This is a genomic window from Haemophilus haemolyticus (assembly GCF_003490935.1).
Taxonomy (GTDB): domain Bacteria; phylum Pseudomonadota; class Gammaproteobacteria; order Enterobacterales; family Pasteurellaceae; genus Haemophilus; species Haemophilus haemolyticus_M.
In genome coordinates this window covers 339137-363239 of the sequence record NZ_QQGD01000001.1, presented here as the reverse complement: position 1 = coordinate 363239, position 24103 = coordinate 339137, and the positions used below count along the sequence as shown (strand labels likewise).

At 38.2% G+C, this 24103-nt stretch carries 26 protein-coding genes; 6 read left to right on the top strand and 20 right to left on the bottom strand.

Annotated features, from left to right (window positions below):
- The 3 genes from fdxH (at position 1) to fdhE (ending at position 2630) form a co-directional block, all read left to right on the top strand.
- The gene (gene fdxH, locus DV417_RS01920; protein WP_065250116.1) at positions 1–939 is read left to right on the top strand and encodes a formate dehydrogenase subunit beta; all 939 of its coding nucleotides are present in this window, start codon (positions 1–3) and stop codon (positions 937–939) included.
- Positions 932–1648, top strand: a complete 717-nt coding sequence (locus DV417_RS01915) for a formate dehydrogenase subunit gamma (protein WP_118878286.1) — start codon at positions 932–934, stop codon at positions 1646–1648. The genes fdxH and DV417_RS01915 overlap by 8 nt, the downstream gene beginning before the upstream one ends.
- A 73-nt stretch (positions 1649–1721) precedes the next feature.
- Complete coding sequence (gene fdhE / locus DV417_RS01910) at positions 1722–2630, top strand: formate dehydrogenase accessory protein FdhE (protein WP_118878283.1); 909 nt, start codon at positions 1722–1724, stop codon at positions 2628–2630.
- A gap of 42 nt (positions 2631–2672) precedes the next feature.
- On the opposite strand, the gene rimI is transcribed toward fdhE, so the two are convergent.
- Genes rimI through DV417_RS01895 form a run of 3 tightly spaced genes read right to left on the bottom strand, consistent with a single transcriptional unit; the run spans position 2673 to position 4109 of the window.
- Positions 2673–3113 (bottom strand): ribosomal protein S18-alanine N-acetyltransferase, encoded by a 441-nt coding sequence (rimI, locus tag DV417_RS01905; protein ID WP_118878280.1) that lies wholly within the window; start codon positions 3111–3113, stop codon positions 2673–2675.
- 2 nt (positions 3114–3115) lie between these two features.
- Positions 3116–3520 (bottom strand): DNA polymerase III subunit psi, encoded by a 405-nt coding sequence (holD, locus tag DV417_RS01900; protein WP_118878277.1) that lies wholly within the window; start codon positions 3518–3520, stop codon positions 3116–3118.
- A 1-nt stretch (position 3521) separates the two neighbouring features.
- Entirely contained in the window at positions 3522–4109 is a 588-nt protein-coding gene (locus DV417_RS01895; protein WP_118878274.1) for a lipoprotein, read from the bottom strand.
- A 94-nt stretch (positions 4110–4203) separates the two neighbouring features.
- Here DV417_RS01895 and rsmC point away from each other — a divergent pair, with 94 nt between their 5' ends.
- On the top strand, positions 4204–5196 hold the full coding sequence (gene rsmC, locus DV417_RS01890; protein ID WP_118878272.1) for a 16S rRNA (guanine(1207)-N(2))-methyltransferase RsmC: 993 nt from the start codon (positions 4204–4206) through the stop codon (positions 5194–5196).
- Between the two features lie 67 nt (positions 5197–5263).
- On the opposite strand, the gene era is transcribed toward rsmC, so the two are convergent.
- From era to lepA, 4 genes are read right to left on the bottom strand one after another with little or no spacing between them, the layout of a single operon-like run.
- Complete coding sequence (gene era, locus DV417_RS01885) at positions 5264–6172, bottom strand: GTPase Era (protein ID WP_005657841.1); 909 nt, start codon at positions 6170–6172, stop codon at positions 5264–5266.
- Positions 6169–6852 (bottom strand): ribonuclease III, encoded by a 684-nt coding sequence (gene rnc, locus DV417_RS01880; protein WP_118878270.1) that lies wholly within the window; start codon positions 6850–6852, stop codon positions 6169–6171. Before rnc ends, era begins: the two co-directional genes overlap by 4 nt.
- A gap of 1 nt (position 6853) precedes the next feature.
- The gene (lepB, locus tag DV417_RS01875) at positions 6854–7903 is read right to left on the bottom strand and encodes a signal peptidase I (RefSeq protein ID WP_118878268.1); all 1050 of its coding nucleotides are present in this window, start codon (positions 7901–7903) and stop codon (positions 6854–6856) included.
- Positions 7904–7911: 8 nt separating this feature from the next.
- Complete coding sequence (gene lepA / locus DV417_RS01870; RefSeq protein WP_005637609.1) at positions 7912–9708, bottom strand: translation elongation factor 4; 1797 nt, start codon at positions 9706–9708, stop codon at positions 7912–7914.
- 169 nt (positions 9709–9877) lie between these two features.
- Here lepA and DV417_RS01865 point away from each other — a divergent pair, with 169 nt between their 5' ends.
- Positions 9878–10390 carry a surface-adhesin E family protein gene (locus tag DV417_RS01865; protein WP_118795653.1) on the top strand — a complete coding sequence of 171 codons (513 nt, stop codon included), beginning with the start codon at positions 9878–9880 and terminating at the stop codon, positions 10388–10390.
- Positions 10391–10423: 33 nt separating this feature from the next.
- Here the strand turns inward: DV417_RS01865 and DV417_RS01860 are convergent, their stop codons facing one another.
- Positions 10424–11023: a hypothetical protein gene (locus DV417_RS01860; RefSeq protein WP_118878266.1), complete on the bottom strand. Its 600-nt coding sequence runs from the start codon at positions 11021–11023 to the stop codon at positions 10424–10426.
- Between the two features lie 133 nt (positions 11024–11156).
- Positions 11157–11540, bottom strand: a complete 384-nt coding sequence (grcA, locus tag DV417_RS01855) for an autonomous glycyl radical cofactor GrcA (protein ID WP_005628746.1) — start codon at positions 11538–11540, stop codon at positions 11157–11159.
- Positions 11541–11808: 268 nt separating this feature from the next.
- Here grcA and ung point away from each other — a divergent pair, with 268 nt between their 5' ends.
- The gene (ung, locus tag DV417_RS01850) at positions 11809–12468 is read left to right on the top strand and encodes a uracil-DNA glycosylase (protein ID WP_118878263.1); all 660 of its coding nucleotides are present in this window, start codon (positions 11809–11811) and stop codon (positions 12466–12468) included.
- Positions 12469–12538: 70 nt separating this feature from the next.
- On the opposite strand, the gene miaB is transcribed toward ung, so the two are convergent.
- The 11 genes from miaB to DV417_RS01795 all read right to left on the bottom strand — a co-directional run bounded on the left by miaB (position 12539) and on the right by DV417_RS01795 (position 23974).
- Positions 12539–13963: a tRNA (N6-isopentenyl adenosine(37)-C2)-methylthiotransferase MiaB gene (miaB, locus tag DV417_RS01845; RefSeq protein ID WP_005630294.1), complete on the bottom strand. Its 1425-nt coding sequence runs from the start codon at positions 13961–13963 to the stop codon at positions 12539–12541.
- Between the two features lie 170 nt (positions 13964–14133).
- Positions 14134–15096 carry a lipoyl synthase gene (gene lipA / locus DV417_RS01840; RefSeq protein WP_118843211.1) on the bottom strand — a complete coding sequence of 321 codons (963 nt, stop codon included), beginning with the start codon at positions 15094–15096 and terminating at the stop codon, positions 14134–14136.
- Positions 15097–15147: 51 nt separating this feature from the next.
- On the bottom strand, positions 15148–15786 hold the full coding sequence (gene lipB, locus DV417_RS01835; protein WP_118878261.1) for a lipoyl(octanoyl) transferase LipB: 639 nt from the start codon (positions 15784–15786) through the stop codon (positions 15148–15150).
- Between the two features lies 1 nt (position 15787).
- Positions 15788–16066, bottom strand: coding sequence for a DUF493 family protein YbeD (ybeD, locus tag DV417_RS01830; protein ID WP_005646399.1), 279 nt, complete (start codon positions 16064–16066; stop codon positions 15788–15790).
- Between the two features lie 103 nt (positions 16067–16169).
- Complete coding sequence (locus DV417_RS01825) at positions 16170–17351, bottom strand: D-alanyl-D-alanine carboxypeptidase family protein (protein WP_118878259.1); 1182 nt, start codon at positions 17349–17351, stop codon at positions 16170–16172.
- 15 nt (positions 17352–17366) lie between these two features.
- Positions 17367–18230, bottom strand: a complete 864-nt coding sequence (locus DV417_RS01820; RefSeq protein WP_118878256.1) for a septal ring lytic transglycosylase RlpA family protein — start codon at positions 18228–18230, stop codon at positions 17367–17369.
- A gap of 52 nt (positions 18231–18282) precedes the next feature.
- Positions 18283–19398, bottom strand: a complete 1116-nt coding sequence (rodA, locus tag DV417_RS01815) for a rod shape-determining protein RodA (protein WP_005630284.1) — start codon at positions 19396–19398, stop codon at positions 18283–18285.
- Positions 19388–21343 carry a penicillin-binding protein 2 gene (gene mrdA, locus DV417_RS01810; RefSeq protein ID WP_118878254.1) on the bottom strand — a complete coding sequence of 652 codons (1956 nt, stop codon included), beginning with the start codon at positions 21341–21343 and terminating at the stop codon, positions 19388–19390. The genes rodA and mrdA overlap by 11 nt, the downstream gene beginning before the upstream one ends.
- A gap of 21 nt (positions 21344–21364) precedes the next feature.
- Complete coding sequence (gene rlmH / locus DV417_RS01805; RefSeq protein WP_032824218.1) at positions 21365–21832, bottom strand: 23S rRNA (pseudouridine(1915)-N(3))-methyltransferase RlmH; 468 nt, start codon at positions 21830–21832, stop codon at positions 21365–21367.
- Between the two features lie 53 nt (positions 21833–21885).
- Positions 21886–22194, bottom strand: coding sequence for a ribosome silencing factor (gene rsfS / locus DV417_RS01800; protein ID WP_118878252.1), 309 nt, complete (start codon positions 22192–22194; stop codon positions 21886–21888).
- 124 nt (positions 22195–22318) lie between these two features.
- Positions 22319–23974 (bottom strand): putative transporter, encoded by a 1656-nt coding sequence (locus DV417_RS01795; RefSeq protein WP_118878250.1) that lies wholly within the window; start codon positions 23972–23974, stop codon positions 22319–22321.
- Between the last annotated feature and the right edge of the window lie 129 nt (positions 23975–24103).

The following is a 24103-nucleotide window of genomic DNA, read 5'->3' as shown; positions in this document are numbered from 1 at the left end:
ATGGCTGGAACTGCTCAAGGCGTTCAAACGCAAGACATTATTAAAATCTCCGCAACTTCAGGCTTAACGCCTGCACCACAAGCGCGAGATCATAAAGTTGAAGTGGCAAAATTAATCGATGTCAGTACATGTATCGGTTGTAAAGCTTGCCAAGTTGGCTGCTCAGAGTGGAATGACATCCGCTCTGATGTAAATGCACAGTGTCATGGTATTTACGATAACCCTGTAGATCTAAATGCCAAAGCATGGACTGTGATGCGCTTTAACGAAGTAGAAGAAAACGATCGTTTAGAATGGTTAATCCGTAAAGATGGTTGTATGCACTGCGCAGAGCCAGGTTGTTTAAAGGCTTGTCCTGCACCAGGTGCTATCATTCAATACGCCAATGGTATTGTAGATTTTCAATCTGATAAATGTATCGGATGTGGTTATTGTATTGCCGGCTGTCCATTCAACATTCCACGTATGAATCCAGATGATAACCGTGTGTACAAATGTACTCTTTGTGTGGATCGTGTTTCTGTAGGTCAAGAGCCTGCATGCGTGAAAACTTGTCCAACAGGTGCAATTCGTTTCGGTTCTAAAGAAGAAATGAAAGTGTATGCTGAACAACGCATTGCTGAATTAAAATCTCGTGGTTATGAAAATGCTGGACTTTACGATCCTCCAGGCGTAGGCGGAACACACGTAATGTATGTGTTACATCACGCTGATAAACCAGAGCTTTACAATGGTCTTCCAAAAGATCCACAAATTGATTTAAGTGTGACCTTATGGAAAGATGTATTGAAACCAGTAGCAGCAGTTGCAATGGGTGGCTTGGCATTAGCTGAAATCGCTCACTACTTAACTGTAGGTCCGAATATTGAAGAAGATGTGGAAGATCATCACCACGAATTTGAAGAAGAAAAACCATCTAAGGGGGAAAATAATGAGTAAAATTGAAATCAACAACGATACTCGAATCGTCCGCCATAGAACGCCAGCGCGTATCAGTCACTGGATGTTGGTTATTTGCTTTTTTATGACGATGTTCACTGGTGTTGCGTTTTTCTTCCCTGATTTCGCATGGTTAACAGAAATTTTAGGTACACCACAAATTGCACGTGCAATTCACCCATTTACTGGGATTTTAATGTTCTTTGCCTTCATCTACTTGGCATTATTGTACTGGGATCACAATATTCCAGAGAAAAACGATATTCGCTGGGCAAAAGGTGTCGTTGAAGTTCTTAAAGGGAACGAACACGCGGTTGCGGATAATGGCAAATATAACCTTGGTCAAAAAATGCTCTTCTGGACATTAAATTTGGCAATGGTAACGTTATTAGTCACTGGCATCATTATGTGGCGTCAATATTTTTCGCACTACTTCTCAATCTCTGTATTGCGTTTTTCGATTCTGCTCCATTCTTTGAGTGCATTTATGTTATTCACTGGTATCTTAGTGCATATGTATATGGCATTCTGGATTAAGGGTTCGATTCGAGGAATCATTGAAGGTTGGGTAACCGTTCGTTGGGCGAAGAAACACCACCCGAAATGGTATCGCGAAGAAATTTTACCTGAGCTTGAAAAAGATTTACTCAACGAGCAATCAGGTAAAAAAGGCAAAACCAAAGTATTATTTAAAGGATTTGGCAAATAAGCTGAAATCCTGAAAAAGAAAAAAGTGCGGTTAAAATTGACCGCACTTTTTATTATGAAAGTGAGAAAAGAACATGAGTATCAAAATCTTATCAGAATCAGAAATCAAACAAGCAGCGAATTCCTTCCAAACGCCTGCTGTGTTATTTGCCAATCCTAAAAATCTTTATCAACGCAGGGCAAAACGTTTAAGAGACTTAGCGCAAAATCATCCACTATCAGATTATTTATTATTTGCTGCAGACATAGTTGAAAGCCAACTTTCCACGTTAGAAAGAAATCCCTTACCGCCACAACAGTTTGAACAGCTAAATGATATCGAGCCACTAAATGCAAAAACCTTTAAAAGAAACCGCATCTGGCGTGAATACTTAACTGAAATTCTTGATGAGATTAAACCAAAGGCTAATGAGCAAGTCGCCGCGACAATTGAATTTCTTGAAAAAGCATCCTCTGCCGAATTAGAAGAAATGGCAAATAAGCTCTTAGCACAAGAATTTAATTTAGTCAGCAGTGATAAAGCCGTCTTTATTTGGGCCGCACTTTCCCTTTATTGGTTACAAGCAGCTCAACAAATTCCTCATAATAGCCAAGTTGAAAACGCCGAAAATTTACATCACTGCCCTGTTTGTGGCTCATTACCTGTTACAAGTATTGTACAAATTGGTACATCACAAGGTTTACGCTACTTACATTGTAATTTATGTGAAAGTGAATGGAATTTAGTACGCGCACAATGCACCAACTGTAATAGTCATGACAAACTTGAAATGTGGTCGTTAGATGAAGAACTTGCACTTGTTCGTGCTGAAACCTGTGGTAGCTGTGAAAGTTACTTGAAAATCATGTTTCAAGAAAAAGATCCTCATGTAGAGCCAGTAGCCGATGATTTGGCTTCTATTTTCTTAGACATTGAAATGGAAGAAAAAGGTTTCGCACGCAGCGGATTAAATCCATTTGTTTTTCCTGCAGAAGAAGCATAAAAATATAGCCTAGGACGACATCCTAGGCTATATCATTTGTATCTATAAATAACAGGCCATTACTACGGCATTTTCTCGTCCACCACTGGGTTTCGGATAATAATTTTTTCGAATATCGACTTCATTAAAACCAATTTTTTCATACAAGAAACGAGCTGGGTTAGACTCTCTGACTTCTAGCCATAAGGTCTGAACACCTTTTTCTTTCAATTGGATGATTAGCTCATTCAACAATAATTTCCCCAATCCATTACCTTGATGAGACGGTACAATAGCAATATTAAACAAAGTCGCTTCATCCAATACTGTTTGGCAAATAGCAAAACCAATAATCTTATTATTCTCTATTAATTTTAAATTGAGATAACGCTCACCTTGATTATTTTTTAACGTACCAAATGACCAAGGCACAAGATGTGCTTGCTGCTCGATTTCATACAATCGGTCGAAATCACTGGCTTCAATTTGAGAAATAATAGACATAATTAAGGCTGCTGAATTTGTTGCCACAACTCTCGTTTGGCTTGGTGATTAAATTGAAATTGTTGCCAACTTGGTGAGCGATAAACACGCTCAGCCTCCATGCAAAATGATAAAGTGCGGTCAATTTGGTCGTTATTTTCTGATAGTAACCAGTAACGAATAGGCTGCTTACATTCGATATGCTGGATTTGATCGTAATTCAAACATAAGCAATCTTCTTTTTTAAGATCAAGGCTGAGTAGCACATCAGCCAACAAGGACGAGCCATTTATATTTTCATCAGAAACAGTGATAAAGCGGATATTCTCAGCAACACTAATTCCTACTGAACCTTGTAGCACCTCTGGGCGATATAACGTCCACTGGGAAATGCCCATTTCTTGTAAAAGAAGATCGCGTCTATTCATATTAACGAGCAATACTATCAAATGGATAATCGACTAATGCCTTAATAATCGCACGTTCTTCAGCCTGTGTAGGTTCCACTTGATATGAGGTATAACTACGATAAGCAATAATATTTTTATCTTTATGTACTAAAGCAACATAACGTTTAAATTTATCACTGGCACAAGTATAATAATCATGAATATCTGATTTCACAGCTTGTAACTGGCACGTCTCTTTATTTTTTGCAAAATAACGTTCCGTAATAGCTTTCTCATGAGAAACATCAGTTAAATAGAATGTATCACTTAGCACAGCTTTACGAGCCTCACTGTTTTTACTTAATGCCAAACTCACAAAACGAGGATCATCACCTTTTACTGCTTGTGTTTGTTTCACATATTTCTCGCCATTGAATTCAATTTCGATACCTTGAGCTGAAATACGCTGAAACTGCGCATCTAACTTTTGTAATACTTCAGTTTGAGCTGGAGTTAATACCGGCTTTGATACTTTAGATGCCTTTTGAGGCGTACCTTGAACAAGGTCGAGAACTTGACATCCAGATAATAACGTTGTCATTAAGGCTGCAGAGAGAATTTTTTTCATAAAGGATTTTCCTAAAATAGTTTTAATCAATTTTTATTAATAATTTTGCTAAAATAGCGCGTAATTTTAACTAATAACCCACAGGATTCAAAGCGTGATTTCTCTAGAGAGCCAAGTTTTAGAACGACATCTTTCATTTTTTGATGGAAAATCTGTATTATTTGCTGGCGGTATTTCTGATAATTTTCCTCAAACATTAGCCTCTAAATGCCCATCAATCCAAATTTGGAGTTGCTATTTTGACTATGCAAGAACGCAAAGTGCGGTCAATTTTTCCGTTGAATTTCAAGGTCAAACTGATTTAATCGTTTATTATTGGACTAAAAACAAACAAGAAGTCAATTTCCAACTGCTTCAACTATTAGCTCAAGCACCTATTGGCCAAGAAATATTAATTATTGGAGAAAACCGTTGTGGCGTGCGTTCAGTAGAAAAAACATTAGAACCTTATGGTGAAATAGCGAAAATTGACTCCGCTCGTCGTTGCGGTTTATATCATTTTTCACTACAAAATAAACCGCACTTTGAACTTAAAAATTTCTGGAAAACCTATCAACATTCTACGCTACAAGACTTAACGATATATAGTTTACCTGGGGTATTTAGTGCAGCGGAATTAGACACAGGCACAGAACTGTTACTTTCAACCATTGATAATAAAATAAAAGGAAAAGTACTCGATCTTGGCTGTGGAGCAGGAGTAATTGGATCTATGATCAAAAAACGTTCTCCTAACGCACAAATTACCATGACTGATATTCATGCAATGGCATTGGAATCAGCGCGTAAAACACTTTCTGAAAATCAATTACAAGGCGAAGTTTACGCCAGTGATGTCTTTTCTGATATAGAAGGAAAATTTGATTTGATCATTTCTAATCCACCATTCCATGATGGTATTGATACCGCCTATCGAGCAGTGACAGAACTCATCACTCAAGCAAAATGGCATCTCAATCAAGGTGGAGAATTACGCATCGTCGCCAATTCATTTTTGCCTTATCCAGAATTACTTAGACAACATTTCGATGATTACGAAGTGCTTGCTCAAACAGGTAAATTTAAAGCGTATTCAGTGAAAAATTAGAAACAAAAAAATCCCCATCGCAATAATGGGGATTTTTCTATTTATTACTTATGGATTTCACTGCACTTTATTCATCCATATATCCTAAACTACGCAGTGCACGTTCATCATCAGCCCAACCTGATTTCACTTTTACCCAAAGTTCAAGATGGACTTTGTTATCAAATAAACGTTCCATATCAGCACGCGCTTCCATACCAATAGTTTTAATTTTTTGACCGCCCGCACCAATTACCATTTTTTTCTGCCCCTCACGCTCAACCAAAATTAATCCATTTATTTCATAAGTGCCACGTTCATTCACTTTGAACTGTTCAATTTCAACAGTCACAGAATAAGGCAATTCTTCCCCCGTAAAACGCATTAGTTTTTCACGGATTATTTCCGATGCCATAAAACGTTGCGAACGGTCTGTGACATAATCTTCTGGAAAATGATGCACACCTTCGCGTAAAGATTGGCGTACAATTTTCTCTAATTCATGAACATTATTACCGCGCTGTGCAGAAATTGGCACAATATGAGCAAAGTTAAATTTACTGCTAAGATCTGTAATAAACGGCAACAAATCATCTTTATTTTTGATGTTATCTACTTTGTTAATAGCTAACACAACTGGTGCCTTTGCATTGCGTAATTTGTTTAGCACCATCTCATCATCTGCATTCCAGTGTGTGCCATCTACGACAAAAATAATTAAATCAACATCGCCGATAGCACTACTTGCTGCGCGGTTCATCAAGCGGTTAATAGCACGTTTCTCTTCAATATGAAGTCCCGGCGTATCCACATAGATTTCTTGATATGCCCCTTCAGTTTTAATCCCAACAATACGGTGACGCGTGGTTTGTGCTTTACGCGATGTAATTGAAATTTTTTGCCCTAAAATTTTATTTAAGAGCGTTGATTTACCCACATTTGGGCGACCTACGATAGCAATAAAGCCGCAATAGGTTTTGTCGAATTGTTCGGTCATTTGATGTCCAGTTCTTTTAAAATTTGTTCTGCTGCCGCTTGTTCAGCTTTACGACGGCTAGATCCTTTTGCCACAAAAGTGCGGTCAATTTTATCCGCACTTTTCACTTTGCATTCAACAGTGAAAATTTGGCAATGGGCTTCCCCTTGAATATTTACCACTTCATAAGTTGGCAATGGCAGATGTTTACCCTGTAAATATTCTTGTAACCGAGTTTTCGCATCTTTTTGGTTGTCACCCGGTTTGATTTCAGCCAATAATTGTTGATACCAATTTTGAATCACTTGGGTCGTCACTGCCAATCCTTGATCCAAAGACATTGCGCCAATAATCGCTTCTACACAATCGGCAAGAATAGATTCGCGGCGAAAACCACCGCTCTTTAGCTCGCCAGAACCAAGAGACATATAATCTCCCAATTCAAATTGACGCGCTAAAATCGCTAAAGTGGGCTCTCTCACCAAAGTAGCTCGCATACGGCTCAGTTCACCTTCATTACAACGTGGAAACTGATGATAAAGCGCCTCAGCGATAGTAAAATTAAGAATAGAATCGCCTAGAAATTCTAGGCGTTCATTATGTTGAGTCGCCGCACTTCGATGCGTAAGTGCCTGCTTTAAAAGCGCAATATCATTAAAACGATAACCGATTTTACGCTCAAGTCGATCTAAATGATTCATCTTATTTTATTGCTGTAAAGAAACGATCAAAGCGGAAACCGGTTGGCCATTCATTCGCTTCTTTTTCTAAGCTCATCCAAATATAAGTGGCTTTACCCACAATATTTTTTTCAGGCACAAAGCCCCAGAAACGGCTATCATCGCTGTGATCACGGTGATCCCCCATCACAAAATACTGTCCTTCTGGCACAAGCCACTCTGCAGTTTGCATACCTTCTTGTGGGAAAAATTCAGGGCCTGAATAACGACGATATTCACTAATTAACACGTTATGTGTTACATCGCCTTTTTCAGTCAATTCTAATTCATTCGGAAAAGCAGGATTTGTTGGATTTTGTGTATATTCAAACGCCTTGGTTTCGCAATCAACTTCACAAGGTTTGCCTTCTTTGCCATATACCACTTTTAGCGTTTTTTGTTCCGCATCAAAAATGACGCGATCTCCGCTCTTTCCAACAATACGCTTAATATAATCAACACCAGACATATTATCTTTTGAGCTTAACGCAAGATTTTCCGCAAAAGCAGCTCGAGTTGCACCTAGGCCAGTACGAATTAAAGCTTGTTGTGGAGCTTTAAACACAATTACATCACCTCGTTGTGGTTTTTCGCCAGCAATAATGGTGTTTTGGAAAATCGGATCTTTCACACCATAAGCATATTTGTTCACGACCAAAAAGTCACCAACTCGTAAGGTTGATTCCATTGAACCTGATGGAATTTGAAATGGTTCAAATAAAAAAGAGCGTACTAAGAATACGACAGAAAGCACTGGGAAAAGAGATGATAAAAACTCAGAGGCTTCGGAAATCGGTTCAATTTTTGCTTTTTCTTCGTCAGTTAATACTTGGCCTGAACGCTGTTCGACACGTGCGATTTTACGATGACGTTTTGGCGTTACCACAAAATAATGGTAGCACCATAATACGCCTGAAAGTGCGGTCAAAATTAGCAATACAATACTGAATGTGTTTGGTAATTGAAAATAATCTAAAACTTTCCAAACACCAAAACCCACAGCCAGTAAAATCACAAAAAATAAATTTGACATAATTTCCCTTATTTATCTTTTCCTACATGTAAAATTGCTAAAAACGCTTCTTGTGGTACTTCTACGTTACCCAAAGACTTCATACGTTTTTTACCTTCTTTCTGTTTCTGTAAGAGTTTTTTCTTACGGCTCACGTCGCCACCATAACATTTTGCTAATACGTTTTTACGTAATTGTTTTACGGTTGAACGCGCAATAATATGGTTTCCAATCGCTGCTTGAATCGCGATATCAAATTGTTGACGTGGAATCAGCTCACGCATTTTTTCAACCAATTCACGACCACGATATTGTGAATTATCTTTATGAACGATTAAAGCCAAAGCATCTACTCGTTCACTGTTAATCATAATATCTACGCGAACCATATCTGCAGCTTGGAAACGTTTGAAACCGTAATCTAACGAAGCATAACCACGCGATGTTGATTTTAAACGATCAAAGAAGTCTAGAACAACTTCGCCCATTGGAATCTCATAAGTCAGCGCAATTTGATTACCGTGATATACCATATTGGTTTGCACGCCACGTTTTTCCACACAAAGTGTAATGACGTTACCTAAATATTCTTGCGGCACTAACATATTACATTCAGCAATCGGCTCACGGATTTCAGCAATATTATTAAGCGGAGGCAATTTCGATGGACTATCGACGTAAACAACATCACCATTCGTTAATTGCACTTCGTAAATTACCGTTGGCGCAGTAGTAATAAGATCTAAATCATACTCACGCTCTAGACGCTCTTGAATGATTTCCATGTGCAAAAGACCAAGGAAACCACAACGGAAACCAAAGCCAAGTGCGGTTGAAGTTTCTGGCTCATAGAAAAGTGAAGCATCATTTAAGCTCAATTTACTCAACGCATCACGAAATGCTTCATAATCATCTGAGCTAACGGGGAAAAGGCCTGCATACACTTGCGGTTTTACTTTTTTAAAGCCTGGTAAAACCTCAGTTGCGGGATTATGTTGAAGAGTTAAAGTATCCCCAACTGGTGCCCCTAAAATATCTTTAATCGCACAAACTACCCAACCAACTTCACCGCATTCTAAAATGGTAGTATCCTCTTGTTTTGGCGTGAAAATCCCTAAACGATCTACATTGTAAGCTTGTCCTGTAGACATCACTTTAATTTTATCGCCTTTACGTAATACCCCGTTTTTAATACGCACTAAAGACACCACGCCCAAATAGTTATCGAACCAAGAATCAATAATCAATGCTTGTAATGGCGCATTAGGATCGCCTTCCGGTGCTGGAATTTTTGCAACGATTTCTTCTAATACATCTTCGATACCTACACCCGTTTTAGCAGAGCATCGAACCGCTTCCATCGCATCAATTCCAACAATATCTTCAATTTCTTCAGCTACGCGTTCGGGATCTGCGGCTGGCAAGTCGATTTTATTTAAAATCGGTACTACTTCTAAATCCATTTCGATTGCGGTATAACAGTTTGCCAAGGTTTGTGCTTCTACACCTTGTCCTGCATCCACAACTAACAATGCCCCTTCACAAGCAGCAAGAGAGCGAGATACCTCATAGGAAAAGTCCACGTGTCCTGGTGTATCGATAAAGTTTAATTGATAAGTTTCGCCATCTTTGGCTTTATAATTTAAAGTAACACTTTGTGCTTTGATGGTAATTCCACGCTCACGCTCAAGATCCATTGAATCGAGCACTTGCGCTTCCATTTCACGATCCGAAAGGCCACCACAAGTTTGAATCAAACGGTCAGAAAGCGTCGATTTACCGTGGTCAATATGGGCAATAATAGAAAAGTTACGAATATTCTTCATAAAAGATAGTTTTTCTCAAAAAATCAATAAATTTAACTGCCAAATTGTACCTGAAAAGCGTGGAAATCGCTAGAAAATAAAAGGATGAGTGTGATGAGTTTTTTATTTAAAAATTAATTCTATAATCCCCAATATAGCTCAATCAATTCCCATATCCCTAGAGGATCCTATGAAAAGATTTGTAACTCTCACATTAATCAGCTTGTTTTGTATTGGTTGTTCACAACCAAAACTATTACAAAATCAAGAATTACAGCAACAAGATAGATACTTAAAAGTGCTAAATGGCCAAAATCCTATTTATCTAGATAAATCAAGCATCCGTGTTAATTCTGATAACTCCAATGAGCTGTCATACTATTTGATAACCAATATAAGCTCATCTGATCGAGCTCTAAAAGGCACGTCGATGAAAAAACTAACAAAGGTAAATTGTGCAGATAAGACGGCTATACTCAGCGCAAACAATCAGTTTGAAGTATATACCCAGTTCTTTGCTCAAGGTGAAAAACTTTTTGACATCCCCGAAAAGGCAGAAAAAATAGAAATGCAAAATACCTCTCTTTTATCTCTCATATCAGCAACAGTTTGCCAATATGCTGGAAAAAAATTTGGAGAAAAAGAAAATGCACTCATCGAAATGCAGAAAAATTTAGAAAAACAATCAGAAACTAAACATTAATATGTAACCGCCTCTTATTAAGAGGCGGTTACATTACTTGACTTTAAATATTAGTTTAAGAGCCTCTAAAAAGCCATTAAATTTATTATCAGCCTTATCTTTACGTACACACTCGCCGTCGTATGTTTTAGTAAAATGCTGAACTACCGTGAATCTATCTCTTGAGAATTTAGTTACCCTCAACTCGATACTATCCTCTTTACCAATATTGTCTGAATAAAGGCTAAAAGCACTTTGCTCAATGTTCTTTAAGCTCTTTATCCGTTGTATTTTCTCAAATATATCAGGATAAATTAAACGGTGTGCACTTTGTTTTCTTAATTTGTATATCAAATAATTATCATTAAAACTCCAAGTGCCATTACTAATAGTTAAATATGTTAATGGTGAAGAGAAATAGTCTTTAATTGGTAATTCACCATATTTACTTAAGCTATGATCAAAAATGAAATTCTCATCTTTAAGAGAACCGTCAGATTTAAGATAAATTAGATCAATAGTTCCCACTCCAATATCTTCATATTTGATTGAGCAAGACCATTCTCCCACAAAATCTTGTTTCGTTAGGTTTGATGGAGTTGATGAACAACCTACTAAGGCAAGAACTAGACCACTAAAAAATAACTTTTTCATAAATACCTCTTTGTGTAAAAACATTAGGTTATTTTACACAAAATAAAACGAAAGTGCGGTCAAATTTTCAGAACTTTTAGATAAAACAAAACCCCGAATAACTTCGAGGTTTCTTTTTTCATTCAAACTGAAATTATAGGCTTTCAGTGAAAGTACGAGTGATAACGTCGCGTTGTTGTTCTGGCGTTAAAGAGTTGAAACGTACTGCGTAACCAGAAACACGGATAGTTAATTGTGGATATTTATCTGGATTGTTTACCGCATCTTCTAAAGTTTCACGACGTAATACATTTACGTTTAAGTGTTGGCCACCTTCAACTTTAACAGTTGGCGCTACGTTTACTGGTAATTCACGGTATTCGATTTGACCTAATTCGCTAACTGCAACAACTTGGTCTTCAGCGAATTCGCCTTTTGCACATAAGCAACGCGCTTCATTTTTTTCGCTGTCTAATAACCAGAATGAATTAAGCAAATTGTCATTTGCCGCTTGAGTAATTTGAATACCTTTAATCATAATAGCCTCCTAATTGGCATTAGAATAATCATAGAAACTGTACAAATTTTATCAAATAATTTGAAGATTTCAAATTATTTTGGATTTTTTTGATAAAGAACAGGTTATCTTTTTAGGATAATTTTACAAACTTGATCTAAATTAAACTTTGCTCATTTATATAGCTATTTACCCAAAATAATTTAACATTAATTTAACCTTTTAAACTTTTTATTGACTTAAGCTTTTTGTTTATAATAAGAGCAAACTTATTAATAGGATCAAAATAATGAAAACCTGGACAGATGTTATCGGAAAAGAAAAAGAACAACCTTACTTTCAACACGCACTACAACAGGTTCATCTTGCAAGAGCAAGCGGGAAAACGATTTATCCCCGACAAGAAGATGTATTTAACGCATTCAAATATACCGCTTTTGAAGATGTAAAAGTGGTAATCTTAGGTCAAGATCCATATCATGGTCCAAACCAAGCTCATGGATTAGCTTTTTCAGTAAAACCTGAAGTCGCCATTCCCCCTTCCCTATTAAATATGTATAAAGAACTCACACAAGATATTTCTGGATTTCAAATGCCATCTCATGGTTATTTAGTCAAATGGGCAGAACAAGGAGTATTGCTGCTCAACACAGTGCTTACCGTAGAACGTGGGATGGCACATTCACATGCTAATTTCGGCTGGGAAACGTTTACTGATCGTGTTATTACGGCTCTTAATGAATATCGTGAAAAACTCGTGTTTTTACTTTGGGGCAGTCACGCACAAAAAAAAGGGCAAATTATTGACCGCACTCGTCACCTTGTTTTAACGGCTCCACACCCTTCCCCACTTTCAGCCCATCGTGGTTTCTTTGGCTGTCATCATTTTTCCAAAACAAATTCATATTTGGAAAGCAATGGAATGAAACCAATTGATTGGCAAATCTAAACCATATATCTCTAAAAAAATAACCGCACTTTAATTTCTCAAAGTGCGGTTAAATATTTCAAAATTTCAATTAGCCGTGGTAACGCCCTACACCTAATTCATCTTCTTTACGTGTGCGATTCATCACTTCTTGTGGAGATTGCGCAATACGTAATCCCATTTCATCTTCAGTACGCACCACTTCACCACGTAGAGAATTAGTATAAACATCAGTGATTTTCACATCCACAAATTTACCAATCATTTCTGGAGAACCTTGGAAATTGACAATACGATTCGTTTCAGTACGTCCCGTCAATTCCATAATGTCTTTCTTCGATGGCCCTTCAACTAACACGCGTTGTTCTGTGCCAAGCATACGGCGGCTAAATTGTGCGGCTTGTTGATTAATACGCTCTTGTAACACATAAAGACGCTGTTTCTTTTCATCTTCCGTTACATCATCTGGCATATCTGCAGCAGGCGTACCTGGTCGGGCAGAATACACAAAACTGAAGCTCATATCAAAGTTCACTTGTGCAATCAAATTCATAGTTTGCTCAAAATCTTCAGCCGTTTCACCTGGGAAACCAACAATAAAGTCTGAGCTAATTTGAATATCAGGGCGCACAGCACGAAGTTTGCGAATAATAGATTTATATTCTAATGCTGTATGGCCACGTTTCATCATCGTTAATACACGGTCAGAACCTGCTTGGACTGGAAGATGTAAGAAACTCACCAATTCAGGCGTATCACGATATACATCAATAATATCATCTGTAAATTCTATTGGATGACTAGTTGTGAAACGTAAACGGTCAATACCATCAATTGATGCGACAAGACGAAGCAATTCAGCAAAGCTACAAATTTGACCATCATGTGTCGGCCCACGATAAGCATTTACATTTTGACCAAGTAGATTGACCTCACGCACACCTTGATCCGCAAGTTGCGCAATTTCAAATAAGACATCATCCACAGGACGGCTGACTTCTTCTCCGCGTGTATAAGGTACAACACAGAAAGTACAGTATTTATTACAGCCTTCCATAATCGAAACAAATGCCGTTGGACCTTCTGCACGAGGTTCAGGTAAGCGGTCAAATTTCTCAATTTCAGGGAAACTTACATCTACAACTGAGCTCTTACCACCACGAATTTGGTTAATCATTTCAGGTAGGCGGTGCAAAGTTTGCGGACCAAAAATAATATCGACATAAGGCGCACGATGACGAATATGTTCCCCTTCTTGAGAGGCCACACAGCCACCCACGCCAATCACTAAATTTGGATTATTTTTCTTTAATTCTTTCCAACGCCCAAGTTGGTGGAACACTTTTTCTTGTGCTTTTTCACGAATAGAACAGGTATTCAATAATAATACGTCTGCTTCTTCAGGAATTTCGGTAAGTTCTAGTCCATGAGTACTTAATAAAAGATCGGCCATTTTAGATGAATCGTATTCATTCATCTGGCAGCCCCAAGTTTTAATATGTAATTTTTGAGTCATTTTCTACAATATCGTCAGGTGTTATAAATAATTAGTCAAATAAAGCGGTCGGCTATTTTACAGGCTTGCAATAATTCTGGCTAGTAAATATTCGGTGAAAAAAAACATCAAAAATAAACCGCACTTTCGTGACAAGCAAAAAGTGCGGTTTAATTCAGAGCAGTTTTAAATTATTTCACTAACCCGCCACTGGCTTGTAAATCAGCGTGATAAGAAGAGCGAACAAATGGTCCACAAGCCGCATGTTCAAAGCCCATTTTATTGGCTTTTTCTCGGAATTCATCAAATTCAGCAGGCGGAACATAACGCGCAACCGGCAAATGATGACGGCTAGGTTGAAGATATTGCCCCAATGTGAGCATTGTCACACCGTTATCACGTAAATCTTGCATGACTTGTAAAATCTCTTCATTAGTTTCACCTAATCCCACCATTAAACCAGATTTAGTTGGGATATTCGGGAACATTTCTTTAAATTCGCGCAATAATTTAAGTGACCATTCGTAATCTGCTCCAGGACGAATCTCTTTGTACAGGCGCGGTACGTTTTCTAAATTATGGTTAAAGACATCTGGCGGATTATCTTTTAATTTTTCCAATGCCTGTGTAATACGACCACGGAAATCAGGTACTAAAATTTCAATCTTAATATTAGGATTAAGCTCACGCACAGCTTTTACACATTCTGCAAAATGACCTGCGCCACGATCAGGCAAATCATCACGATCCACCGATGTAATCACCACATATTTAAGTTTCATATCTTGGATAGTTTCAGCTAATTTTTGTGGCTCTTCAGGATCGGGCGGTAATGGTTTCCCATGCGCAACATCACAGAACGGGCAACGGCGCGTACAAATTGCGCCTAAAATCATAAAAGTTGCTGTTCCATGATTAAAACATTCGTGTAAATTTGGACAAGATGCTTCTTCACAAACGGAATGTAAACCATGACGACGCATTCCATTTTTGATGCTTTCAATTTTAAGTGAATTTGCCGGAAGTTTAATTTTCATCCATTCGGGCTTTTTCAATAGCTCTTGGTTTGGATCAATATTTTTTACTGGAATAATCGACGTTTTTGCCGCATCGCGATATTTTACACCGCGTTCCATTTTGAAAGGCGTTGACATAAGCGTTCCTAAATAAAAATGCCCAAACAGGGCATTTTTGATCATTAAATATTACAAATTTGTTACATTATAGCCTAAAAGCTCGGCAAAGTGTTTAATTAATTTTGGTGAAACCTTATCGCAATTAGCTTCATCTTGATTAACAAAATCCGCTAATTGACACATTTCAAGACTGGCATAGCCGCATGGATTAATATAATGAAATGGGTTCAGATCCATATTGATATTCAATGCTAACCCGTGAAAGGAGCAACCACGACGAATACGCAGTCCAAGAGAACAAATCTTTTTCCCATCCACATACACGCCTGGGGCATCAGGTTTTGGATAACTTTCAATACCATATTCAGATAAGGTTTTTACCACCGTTTGCTCAAGTGCGGTCACTAATTGACGCACATTTAAATTCTCATGACGCTTAATATCAATGAGTACATACATCACTTGCTGACCGGGTGCATGATAGGTTATTTGCCCGCCACGATCCGACTGCACCACAGGTATTTCACTACGTTGTAAAAGATGCTCTGGTTTACCTGCTTGCCCTTGGGTAAATACAGGAGGATGTTGCACCAACCAAATTTCGTCTTGCGTTTCCGCTGTGCGACTATCTGTGAAATTCTGCATTTTATGCCAAATTTCTTGATAATCTTGCAACCCTAACTGACGAACAATAAGGGAATTATTCATGCTAGATAACCATTTTTACGCCTTCAACTTTAGCAAGTTCTTTATAAAGTGTTTCTACCTGCTCAAAGTTTTCAGCAATAATGTCGATTGAAACCGAATTATAGGTACCTTTACTACTCCGTTTTTCCTTAGGAATATAATCGCCTTTAACATATTTTTGGACGACCTGAATTAGATCTTGCGCTAACCCCTCGCGATTAATTCCAGCAACTTTAAATGTCATTTTTGCTGGAAATTCCATTAATTCTTTAAGTTTTGCGTAATCGTTTTCTGTTGTCATATTATTTCCCAATAATAAAAATGATGTGTGAATGGTACACCACCCACACATTACGAATGCCTCAGTTAAAAATGAAAAAAGTGCGGTAAATTTCTGGCATATTTTATGCAAATAAGCCTTTTACAGTGAGCACGAGCCAATCCCAAGCTTTTCCGAAAATACTAGCTTCACCTACTTCATCCATCACTTGTAAGTTTACCGCTGCAATATCTTTACCTTCTAATTGATAAATGACTTTACCTACGACTTGGCCTTTTGCTAAAGGCGCTTGTAAGTTTTTACTTTCTAACTCATATCGAGCTTTAAGCTCATTTTGTTTGCCTTTCGGAACTGTGATAAAGCTATCTTGTAACGTGCCTAATTTCACACTACCTTTATTACCGTAATAAACTGGTTGTTCTGAAATTTCTTTGCCTGCCTCTAAAGTTTTAAATGTTTCGAAATTAGCAAAACCCCATTGTAAAAGTTTTTTACTTTCTACTTCACGACCTTTGTAAGTTGGCACACCCATTACAACAGAAATTAAACGCATATTGTTCGGTGTAATCGCTGAAGCAACTAAGTTATATCCAGCTTGGCTAGTATGCCCTGTTTTCATTCCATCAACATTGATATTTTTATCCCACAATAAGCCATTGCGGTTAGGCTGTTTAATTTTGTTAAAGGTAAAATCTTTTTCTGAGTAAATTTTATATTCTTCAGGTAAATCACGAATAATATGCGCACCAATAATTGCCATATCACGCGCGGAAGAATATTGATTTGGATCGTCTAAACCATGCGGCGTAGTGAAATTTGTATTTTTCAAACCAAATTGTTGAACATATTTATTCATGGTTTCTACAAAGTTCGGTACATTGCCAGAAATGTGTTCAGCTAATGCCACTGTCGCATCATTACCAGAAACAACAATCACACCACGATTCAAATCTGCTACAGATACTTGTGTATTTAAATCTAAAAACATTTTTGATGAGTCTGGGAAATTACGCCCCCATGCACTCTCACCAATGGTTACCATATCGGTATTGTGAATTTTGCCCTGTTTTAAAGCGCTCCCTACCACATAACTTGTCATCATTTTTGTTAATGATGCAGGATATTGACGCTCATCAGGATTAAGTGCGGCCAAAATTGCGCCTGAATTGTAATCCATCAATACATACGTTTGAGCAGTAATTTGAGGCGGAGTTACTCCAAACTGCATATCCTCTGCAGATACCGAAAAAGCACTAAGTGCCACAAAACTTGATAAAAATGCGATTTTTGTTGTTCTTTTCAACATAGTGTGTTCCTACAATTAATTTTTATATGTGTAAACAATTAGTGGCTTGTTTACTGCCATTTTTTGTAATTTAGCTCTCACTTGTGCCATTTGTGCTTTATTATCAAAGGGCCCTATGTGAATTTCATATTTATTTCCCGAGCGATTTACTTCAGTTTGAATATTCGCTAACGCAAGTTGCGTAATTAACTTATTTGCTTGGCTACGAGAGGTTAATTCAAGCATTTTCAAACGGTAAAATTCGGTTCCTTTTAGAGCATTTATTGACTTAGATGCGTTATCAAAAAGCGTATTAGATTTTAATACTAAACGATCAGCTGCTTCTTGAGTTTTTGCATGCTTAGCCAGCGTTCTTGTCGCTGCGCCTGATAAATTCCCATTTTTGGCAACGTGCAACGCCTCAATTCTAACATGCCCCATACCGCGAGAAATTAATCCAATTTCTTTCGCCGCTGCATGAGAAAGGTCAATTAAACGTTTATCACTAAAAGGCCCACGATCATTAATACGTACGATAACTTTACGATTATTATGTAAATTAGTCACCAAAGCATAAGAATTTATTGGCAATGTTTTATGTGCCGCAGTAAATTGTGTTGAATTATAAACATCACCACTTGCAGTTCTACGCCCATTAAATTTGAGATGATAGTAACTTGCCATCCCTTCTTTCGTATAGGATTTAGCATCATCTTCAGCTTTTGTCGTATAAGTTTGCCCTTTCACGGAATAAGTACTAGGAGAAGGTACTTTGGTTATAATCGAAAGTTTATCCCCTTGGATACCATACATTTGGTGAGTGTCCGCATGGGCTGAAAAGCTAGTAATTATAGCAAATAAAGCAAGTGCGGTCAGATTTAATAATGTTTTTAATTTCATAAGCGTTGACTATTTTCATTTATTTACCCTTTTAAGAAAAGCAAAAATGAAATTAGTTCCCTTTCATAAATTTTACTTGATGTGTATGAACTGACATCACCAAGCCAAAAGCAGCCATAATAGCAACGTAAGACGTACCGCCATAGCTGAATAAAGGTAATGGCACACCCACTACAGGCAAAATACCACTTACCATGCCTATATTAACAAACACATAAACAAAGAAAATTAACGTCGTTGCTCCAGCAAGAATTCTCCCAAAAGAAGTTTGAGCGTTCACGGCAATAATCAAACCACGTACAATAATGAACATATAAATGGAGATTAAAATAAGAAACCCAACCATTCCATGTTCTTCACTCATTACAGCAAAAATAAAATCTGTATGAGGCTCAGGTAAGAACTCAAGCTGGGATTGCGTACCCTGCATCCAGCCTTTTCCCCAAAGACCACCAGAACCAATCGCAATCTTTGATTGTAAAATATGATAGCCAGCACCGAGAGGATCTTTTTCTGGGTCCAATAATGTGAGAACGCGAGTGCGTTGATAATCGTGCATTAGATATAGCCACATGATCGGAATAAATCCAGCTAAGCCAATCACTGCAGCTAAAATCAACCACCAACTCATTCCAGCTAAAAATACGACAAATAAACCTGACGCACTTACCAAAATTGATGTGCCTAAATCTGGTTGTATAGCCACAAGTAAAGTCGGAATCATAATCATTGCAATCGCAATAAATGTTTCACTTAATTTAGGTGGAAGTGGTCGATTACCTAAATACACCGCGACCATTAATGGCACCGCAAGCTTTACAATTTCAGAGGGTTGAAAACGAATAAATCCAAGATCAAGCCAACGCTGTGCACCTTTACTGGTTGTTCCAATCGCATCCACTAAAATCAACATGATAAAGCCTATCAGATAGAGATAAGGCGCAATGCGTTGATAAAATTTAGGTGGAAATTGCGCCATGACGAGCATAACAGTAAATCCAAGAAAAACCTGAATAATCCGGTTGTTAAACATAGTTTCACTCGCACCAGTGGCACTATAAAGCACAAGCATGCCATAGGCTGTTATTGCAACTAAGCCAATAAAAAGCCAAAAATCAATATGCAAACGTTGCCATGCGCGCAACCAGAAAGGGATTTTATCTTCCATTTATTTGCTCGCTCTCTTGTGGTAAATCTTCTTTTTGCTGAATGGTTGCATTATATTTTTCAACTTGAGGTAAACGCTGATTTAAATAATAATCCATCACTTTACGTGCTAATGGTGCGGCATTACTTGAACCACCACCCGCATTCTCTAAAATAACTGTCACAACCAATCTAGGATTTTCATAAGGCGCATATGCGGTAAACCATGCGTGATCATGTAGTTCTTTTTTCAATCCCGCCGCATTGTATTTTTCATTTTCTTTTAAACTAAATACTTGAGCAGTACCAGATTTTCCTGCCACACGATAATTTGCTCCAGCAAAAGCCTTTCTCCCCGTTCCTAAAGCTGAATTGACAACATTATACATTCCACGTTTTGCGGCATCCCAATAGCTTTGTTTAGCCTCTGTAATATCAGGATAAAGCAAAGGATCTTCATAAGGTTTTAGTGTGGATACTTCAATTGCTTTCATTAAATGTGGGGTATTCACCTTTCCATTGTTCACCAATACAGCTGTTGCTTTTGCTACTTGTAACGGGGTTGCAGTCCAATACCCTTGGCCAATTCCCACAGAAATAGTATCACCTTGTACCCAAGGGCGTTTATAGCGTTTTTGTTTCCATTCGCGCGTTGGCATATTGGCTGCTGTTTCTTCTTGAATTTCAATCCCAGTTGGCATACCAAAGCCAAATCGTTTCATCCAATCAGAAAGGCGATCAATGCCCATACTATGAGCGACTTGGTAAAAATAGGTATCGGATGATTCTGTAATTGCTTTATTTAAATCTGTATAACCATGACCACTCTTTTTCCAATCTCGGAATCGCTTAGTCGTATTTGGCAATACCCAATAGCCTGGGTCAAAAATCGTCGTATTTTGGCTAATCACATTTTCAGTTTGTGCGGCTACTGCAATAAAAGGTTTTACCGTAGAAGCAGGAGGATACACACCTTGGGTCGCACGACTATAAAGTGGACGAGATGGATCATTTAATAGGCGCTTATAATCTTCTGACGAAATACCATCAACAAACAAATTATTGTCATAACTTGGCGTAGACACCATAGCCAGCACACCACTATCTTTAGGATCCAATACAACAATCGCGCCTTTTTGCCCAGCCAAAAGATCTGTTATGTAACGCTGCAATTCTAAATCGATAGTAAGATAAATACTTTTTCCTGCTACTGAAGGTTGTTCACGTAACTTACGAATAACTTTACCGCGATTGTTGATTTCTACTTCTTCAAAACCTGTGGTGCCATGTAACTCATCTTCATAGTAGCGTTCAATCCCCAATTTGCCCATATCATTGCTACCAGAATAATTGGCAAATTTTTCATCTTTTTTCAAACGCTCAACGTCTTTATCATTGATTTTGCCCACATAGCCTAAAATATGCGTCATAATCTCGCCATATAAGTAATAGCGTTTGAAATAAGGACGTACATCTAAACTCGGATATTGATAGCCACTCACTGCAAAACGTGCGATTTGTTCTTCCGTTAAATTCGGTTTCAATAAAATAGGCGTGTAACGCGTTCCGCGGCGACGTTCCTTTTTAAAATTTTCAATATCATTATCCGTCAATCCCACAATGTAGCGTAATTCATCTAAAGTGCGGTCTAAATTTTCAGTTTTTTCTGGCACAATATATAAACCAAAAAAAGTAAGATTTTCGGCTAATAATTTACCGTAACGATCATAGATTAAGCCACGCGTTGGAGGTAAAGGTAATAATTTAATTCGGTTACCATTAGAACGCGTTTGGTAAGTATCGAAATTAACAATCTGTAGCTGATAAATATTGGTGAATAACACGCCTGTTAGTAGCAAAATCCCCAAAAAAGCCACTAAAGTTCGGCGAGCAAAAAGGTTACGCTCCGCTTTTTTATCGCGGAACGGCTCATGAGTTGGCGTATTGAAGAATCTTTTTAAATTCATCTGACTAAAAATGAGGATTTACTATTCTCGATGATAAGGATGATTCGTCGTGAGCGACCACGCACGATACAAACTTTCAGCAACCACAACACGAACAAGCGGGTGAGGTAATGTCAAGGGTGAAAGCGACCAGCTTTGCTCTGCGGCAGCTTTACATTCAGGCGAAAGCCCCTCAGGTCCCCCGATCAACAAACATACATCACGGCCATCGTTTTTCCACGCTTCTAGTTGCTCGGCTAATTGCGGGGTGGTCCAAGGTTTACCAGGAATATCTAACGTTACGACTTTACCTTTTCCACAGACGGCTAACATCGCTTTACCTTCTTGTTCTAAAATACGTTTAATATCAGCATTTTTTCCACGCTTGCCTGCTGGAATTTCAATCAGTTCAAAAGGCATATCTTTTGGAAAACGGCGTTGATATTCCTCAAAACCCGTTGTAACCCAAGAAGGCATTTTTGTTCCGACAGCAATTAACGTGATTTTCACAAGTCATCCTCATCTAAAAAGTGCGGTTATTTTTCACCGCACTTTACTAAAATTTACGCCCAAAGTTTCTCTAATTGATACATTTCACGCGCGTCACGTTGCATGATATGTACGATTGCTTGACCAAGATCCACCACAATCCAATCTGCAGTATTTTTACCTTCTTCACCAAAAGTTTCAAAACCTGCTTTTTTACATTCTGTAATTAAATTATCTGCCATTGCAGAAACTTGTCGGCTCGATGTACCCGTGCAAATAATCATATTATCCGTAATCGATAATTTTCCACGTACATCAAAATGTACAATATCTATTCCCTTTAACCCATCTAAGGTTTCCATCAAAAATTCAACTAATGCCATTTTGTTCTCGCTTCGCAATAAAAGTGCGAGATTCTATCATTGAATACCCTCTCGCGCAAAATCCACACAAAAAATAAGCGCGAAATTAACCGCGCTTTTGTTTGTATAAATTGAACTATTTAAACTATGCAGCCCACAATAACACTGCTAATAATTGTGGAGACATTATCCGCAAGAACATCACCAATGGATACACAGTGGCATAAGAAAGTGCTGCTGCACCGTTATCTTCTTTAATTTCATTAGCAAATGCTAAAGCTGGCGGATCTGTCATGGAACCTGCAAGTAAACCACAGATTGTAAGGTAATTCAGTTTGCCATATAGACGAGCCAAAATACCGGTAATCATTAATGGAATAAAGGTGATAAAAATACCGTATCCCATCCATTCAAGGCCTGAGCCATTCAACAAGGTATCAAAGAAACTTCCGCCTGATTTTAAACCTACCACAGCCAAGAAAAGAACAATCCCTATTTCGCGCAATGCCAAGTTAGCACTAGGTGGCATAAACCAGTAAAGTTTACCAATCGTGCCAATTCTCGCTAAAATCAACGCAACCACCAATGGCCCACCAGCAAGCCCTAATTTTAACGCAACTGGGAAACCTGGAATATAGAATGGAATAGAACCAACGAGTACCCCTAAACCAATACCGATGAATACAGGTAACATCTGCACTTGAAGCAATTTTTGTTGTGCATTACCAATTACGGAAATCGCTTTATTTAGCACATCAGTATGCCCCACCATATGAAGTACGTCACCAAATTGCAAAGTTGTATTCGCTGTTGGCACTAATTCAATACCGGCACGATTCAAACGAGAAATCACCACACCATATTTTTGATGAATCCCCAACGTGCGGATCTTTTTACCTAAGACTTTTTCATTAGTAACCACTACGCGTTCGGCACGAATCTCTCCACTATAAGAGGATGTTGGCGCATCTACCTCATGACCAATAATCAAGCGCATTTTGGATAGAGCCGTATCATCGCCGACTAATTGTAAAATATCATTGATACGAATTTCTGTGCTAGCCTTTGGAACAATTTCCATGTCCTCGCGTTTTAGGCGAGAGCAAACCACTTCCTCATCACTAAATCCTGGCACTTCAATCAGCATCAAACCATCTAAATTTTGGTTGGTCACTTTTAAAGAAATATTATGTAAACTTTCCTTATCTTGACCACTCTCTGCATTAAAACGAGCGGCTTCATCGTCTACTTTGACTTTAAAAAATAAGCGGATTAACCACATTGCAAGCAAAATACCACAAATCCCGAATGGATAAGCCATCGCATAAGACATCCCCATTGTCACTGTAGTTTGTTGCACGCCAAGTTCAGTCAAAATTTGCTGACCAGCACCAAGGGCTGGCGTGTTAGTTACCGCTCCCGCATAAATACCAAGAGCGATTTCCAACGGAACATCCGCAACCTTATGCACAATCACCGCTGCAATAGAACCCAGAACAACGATTAAAATAGCAAACGCATTCAGTTTTAAACCTGATTTTCTTAAAGATGCAAAAAAACCAGGCCCAACCTGAATCCCAATCGTATAAACGAACAGAATCAAGCCAAATTCCTGCACAAAATGCAACGTATGTGCATCTAATTGCAAACCATATTGATTGGTGAAATGAGCCACAATGATACCACCAAACAGCACACCACCGATGCCAAGCCCAACCCCACGGATCTTCCAATGCCCGATCCATAAACCGATTACGGCAACGAGGGCAAGAAGACTAATCGTGATTGCAATATCACTCATATTGACCCCTTAAAAATGAAATCTAACTCCTTCGGATTATATCCAAGTTGTTTTTTGAAAACCTTAACCAAACTCAAAAAATGCTACGTTCGTCACATTTTTTCTTGCGAAATTGAGCATAGACTCTAC

Bases quoted from the DNA above. Each gene is read 5' to 3' on its own strand.
- lepA (WP_005637609.1), bottom strand. From the start codon at position 9,708: ATGAAGAATATTCGTAACTTTTCTATTATTGCCCATATTGACCACGGT.
- rodA (WP_005630284.1), bottom strand. From the start codon at position 19,398: ATGGAAGATAAAATCCCTTTCTGGTTGCGCGCATGGCAACGTTTGCAT.
- rnc (WP_118878270.1), bottom strand. From the start codon at position 6,852: ATGAATCATTTAGATCGACTTGAGCGTAAAATCGGTTATCGTTTTAAT.
- DV417_RS01825 (WP_118878259.1), bottom strand. From the start codon at position 17,351: ATGTTGAAAAGAACAACAAAAATCGCATTTTTATCAAGTTTTGTGGCA.
- miaB (WP_005630294.1), bottom strand. From the start codon at position 13,963: ATGACTCAAAAATTACATATTAAAACTTGGGGCTGCCAGATGAATGAA.
- DV417_RS01895 (WP_118878274.1), bottom strand. From the start codon at position 4,109: ATGAAAAAAATTCTCTCTGCAGCCTTAATGACAACGTTATTATCTGGA.
- DV417_RS01860 (WP_118878266.1), bottom strand. From the start codon at position 11,023: ATGAAAAAGTTATTTTTTAGTGGTCTAGTTCTTGCCTTAGTAGGTTGT.
- rimI (WP_118878280.1), bottom strand. From the start codon at position 3,113: ATGTCTATTATTTCTCAAATTGAAGCCAGTGATTTCGACCGATTGTAT.
- grcA (WP_005628746.1), bottom strand. From the start codon at position 11,540: ATGATTAAAGGTATTCAAATTACTCAAGCGGCAAATGACAATTTGCTT.
- mrdA (WP_118878254.1), bottom strand. From the start codon at position 21,343: ATGAATTTAAAAAGATTCTTCAATACGCCAACTCATGAGCCGTTCCGC.
- lipB (WP_118878261.1), bottom strand. From the start codon at position 15,786: ATGAATAATTCCCTTATTGTTCGTCAGTTAGGGTTGCAAGATTATCAA.
- fdhE (WP_118878283.1), top strand. From the start codon at position 1,722: ATGAGTATCAAAATCTTATCAGAATCAGAAATCAAACAAGCAGCGAAT.
- lipA (WP_118843211.1), bottom strand. From the start codon at position 15,096: ATGTCAACGCCTTTCAAAATGGAACGCGGTGTAAAATATCGCGATGCG.
- fdxH (WP_065250116.1), top strand. From the start codon at position 1: ATGGCTGGAACTGCTCAAGGCGTTCAAACGCAAGACATTATTAAAATC.
- rsfS (WP_118878252.1), bottom strand. From the start codon at position 22,194: ATGGCATTAGTTGAATTTTTGATGGAAACCTTAGATGGGTTAAAGGGA.
- DV417_RS01865 (WP_118795653.1), top strand. From the start codon at position 9,878: ATGAAAAGATTTGTAACTCTCACATTAATCAGCTTGTTTTGTATTGGT.
- DV417_RS01915 (WP_118878286.1), top strand. From the start codon at position 932: ATGAGTAAAATTGAAATCAACAACGATACTCGAATCGTCCGCCATAGA.
- DV417_RS01795 (WP_118878250.1), bottom strand. From the start codon at position 23,974: ATGAGTGATATTGCAATCACGATTAGTCTTCTTGCCCTCGTTGCCGTA.
- era (WP_005657841.1), bottom strand. From the start codon at position 6,172: ATGACCGAACAATTCGACAAAACCTATTGCGGCTTTATTGCTATCGTA.
- lepB (WP_118878268.1), bottom strand. From the start codon at position 7,903: ATGTCAAATTTATTTTTTGTGATTTTACTGGCTGTGGGTTTTGGTGTT.
- ybeD (WP_005646399.1), bottom strand. From the start codon at position 16,066: ATGACAACAGAAAACGATTACGCAAAACTTAAAGAATTAATGGAATTT.
- DV417_RS01820 (WP_118878256.1), bottom strand. From the start codon at position 18,230: ATGAAATTAAAAACATTATTAAATCTGACCGCACTTGCTTTATTTGCT.
- holD (WP_118878277.1), bottom strand. From the start codon at position 3,520: ATGAATAGACGCGATCTTCTTTTACAAGAAATGGGCATTTCCCAGTGG.
- ung (WP_118878263.1), top strand. From the start codon at position 11,809: ATGAAAACCTGGACAGATGTTATCGGAAAAGAAAAAGAACAACCTTAC.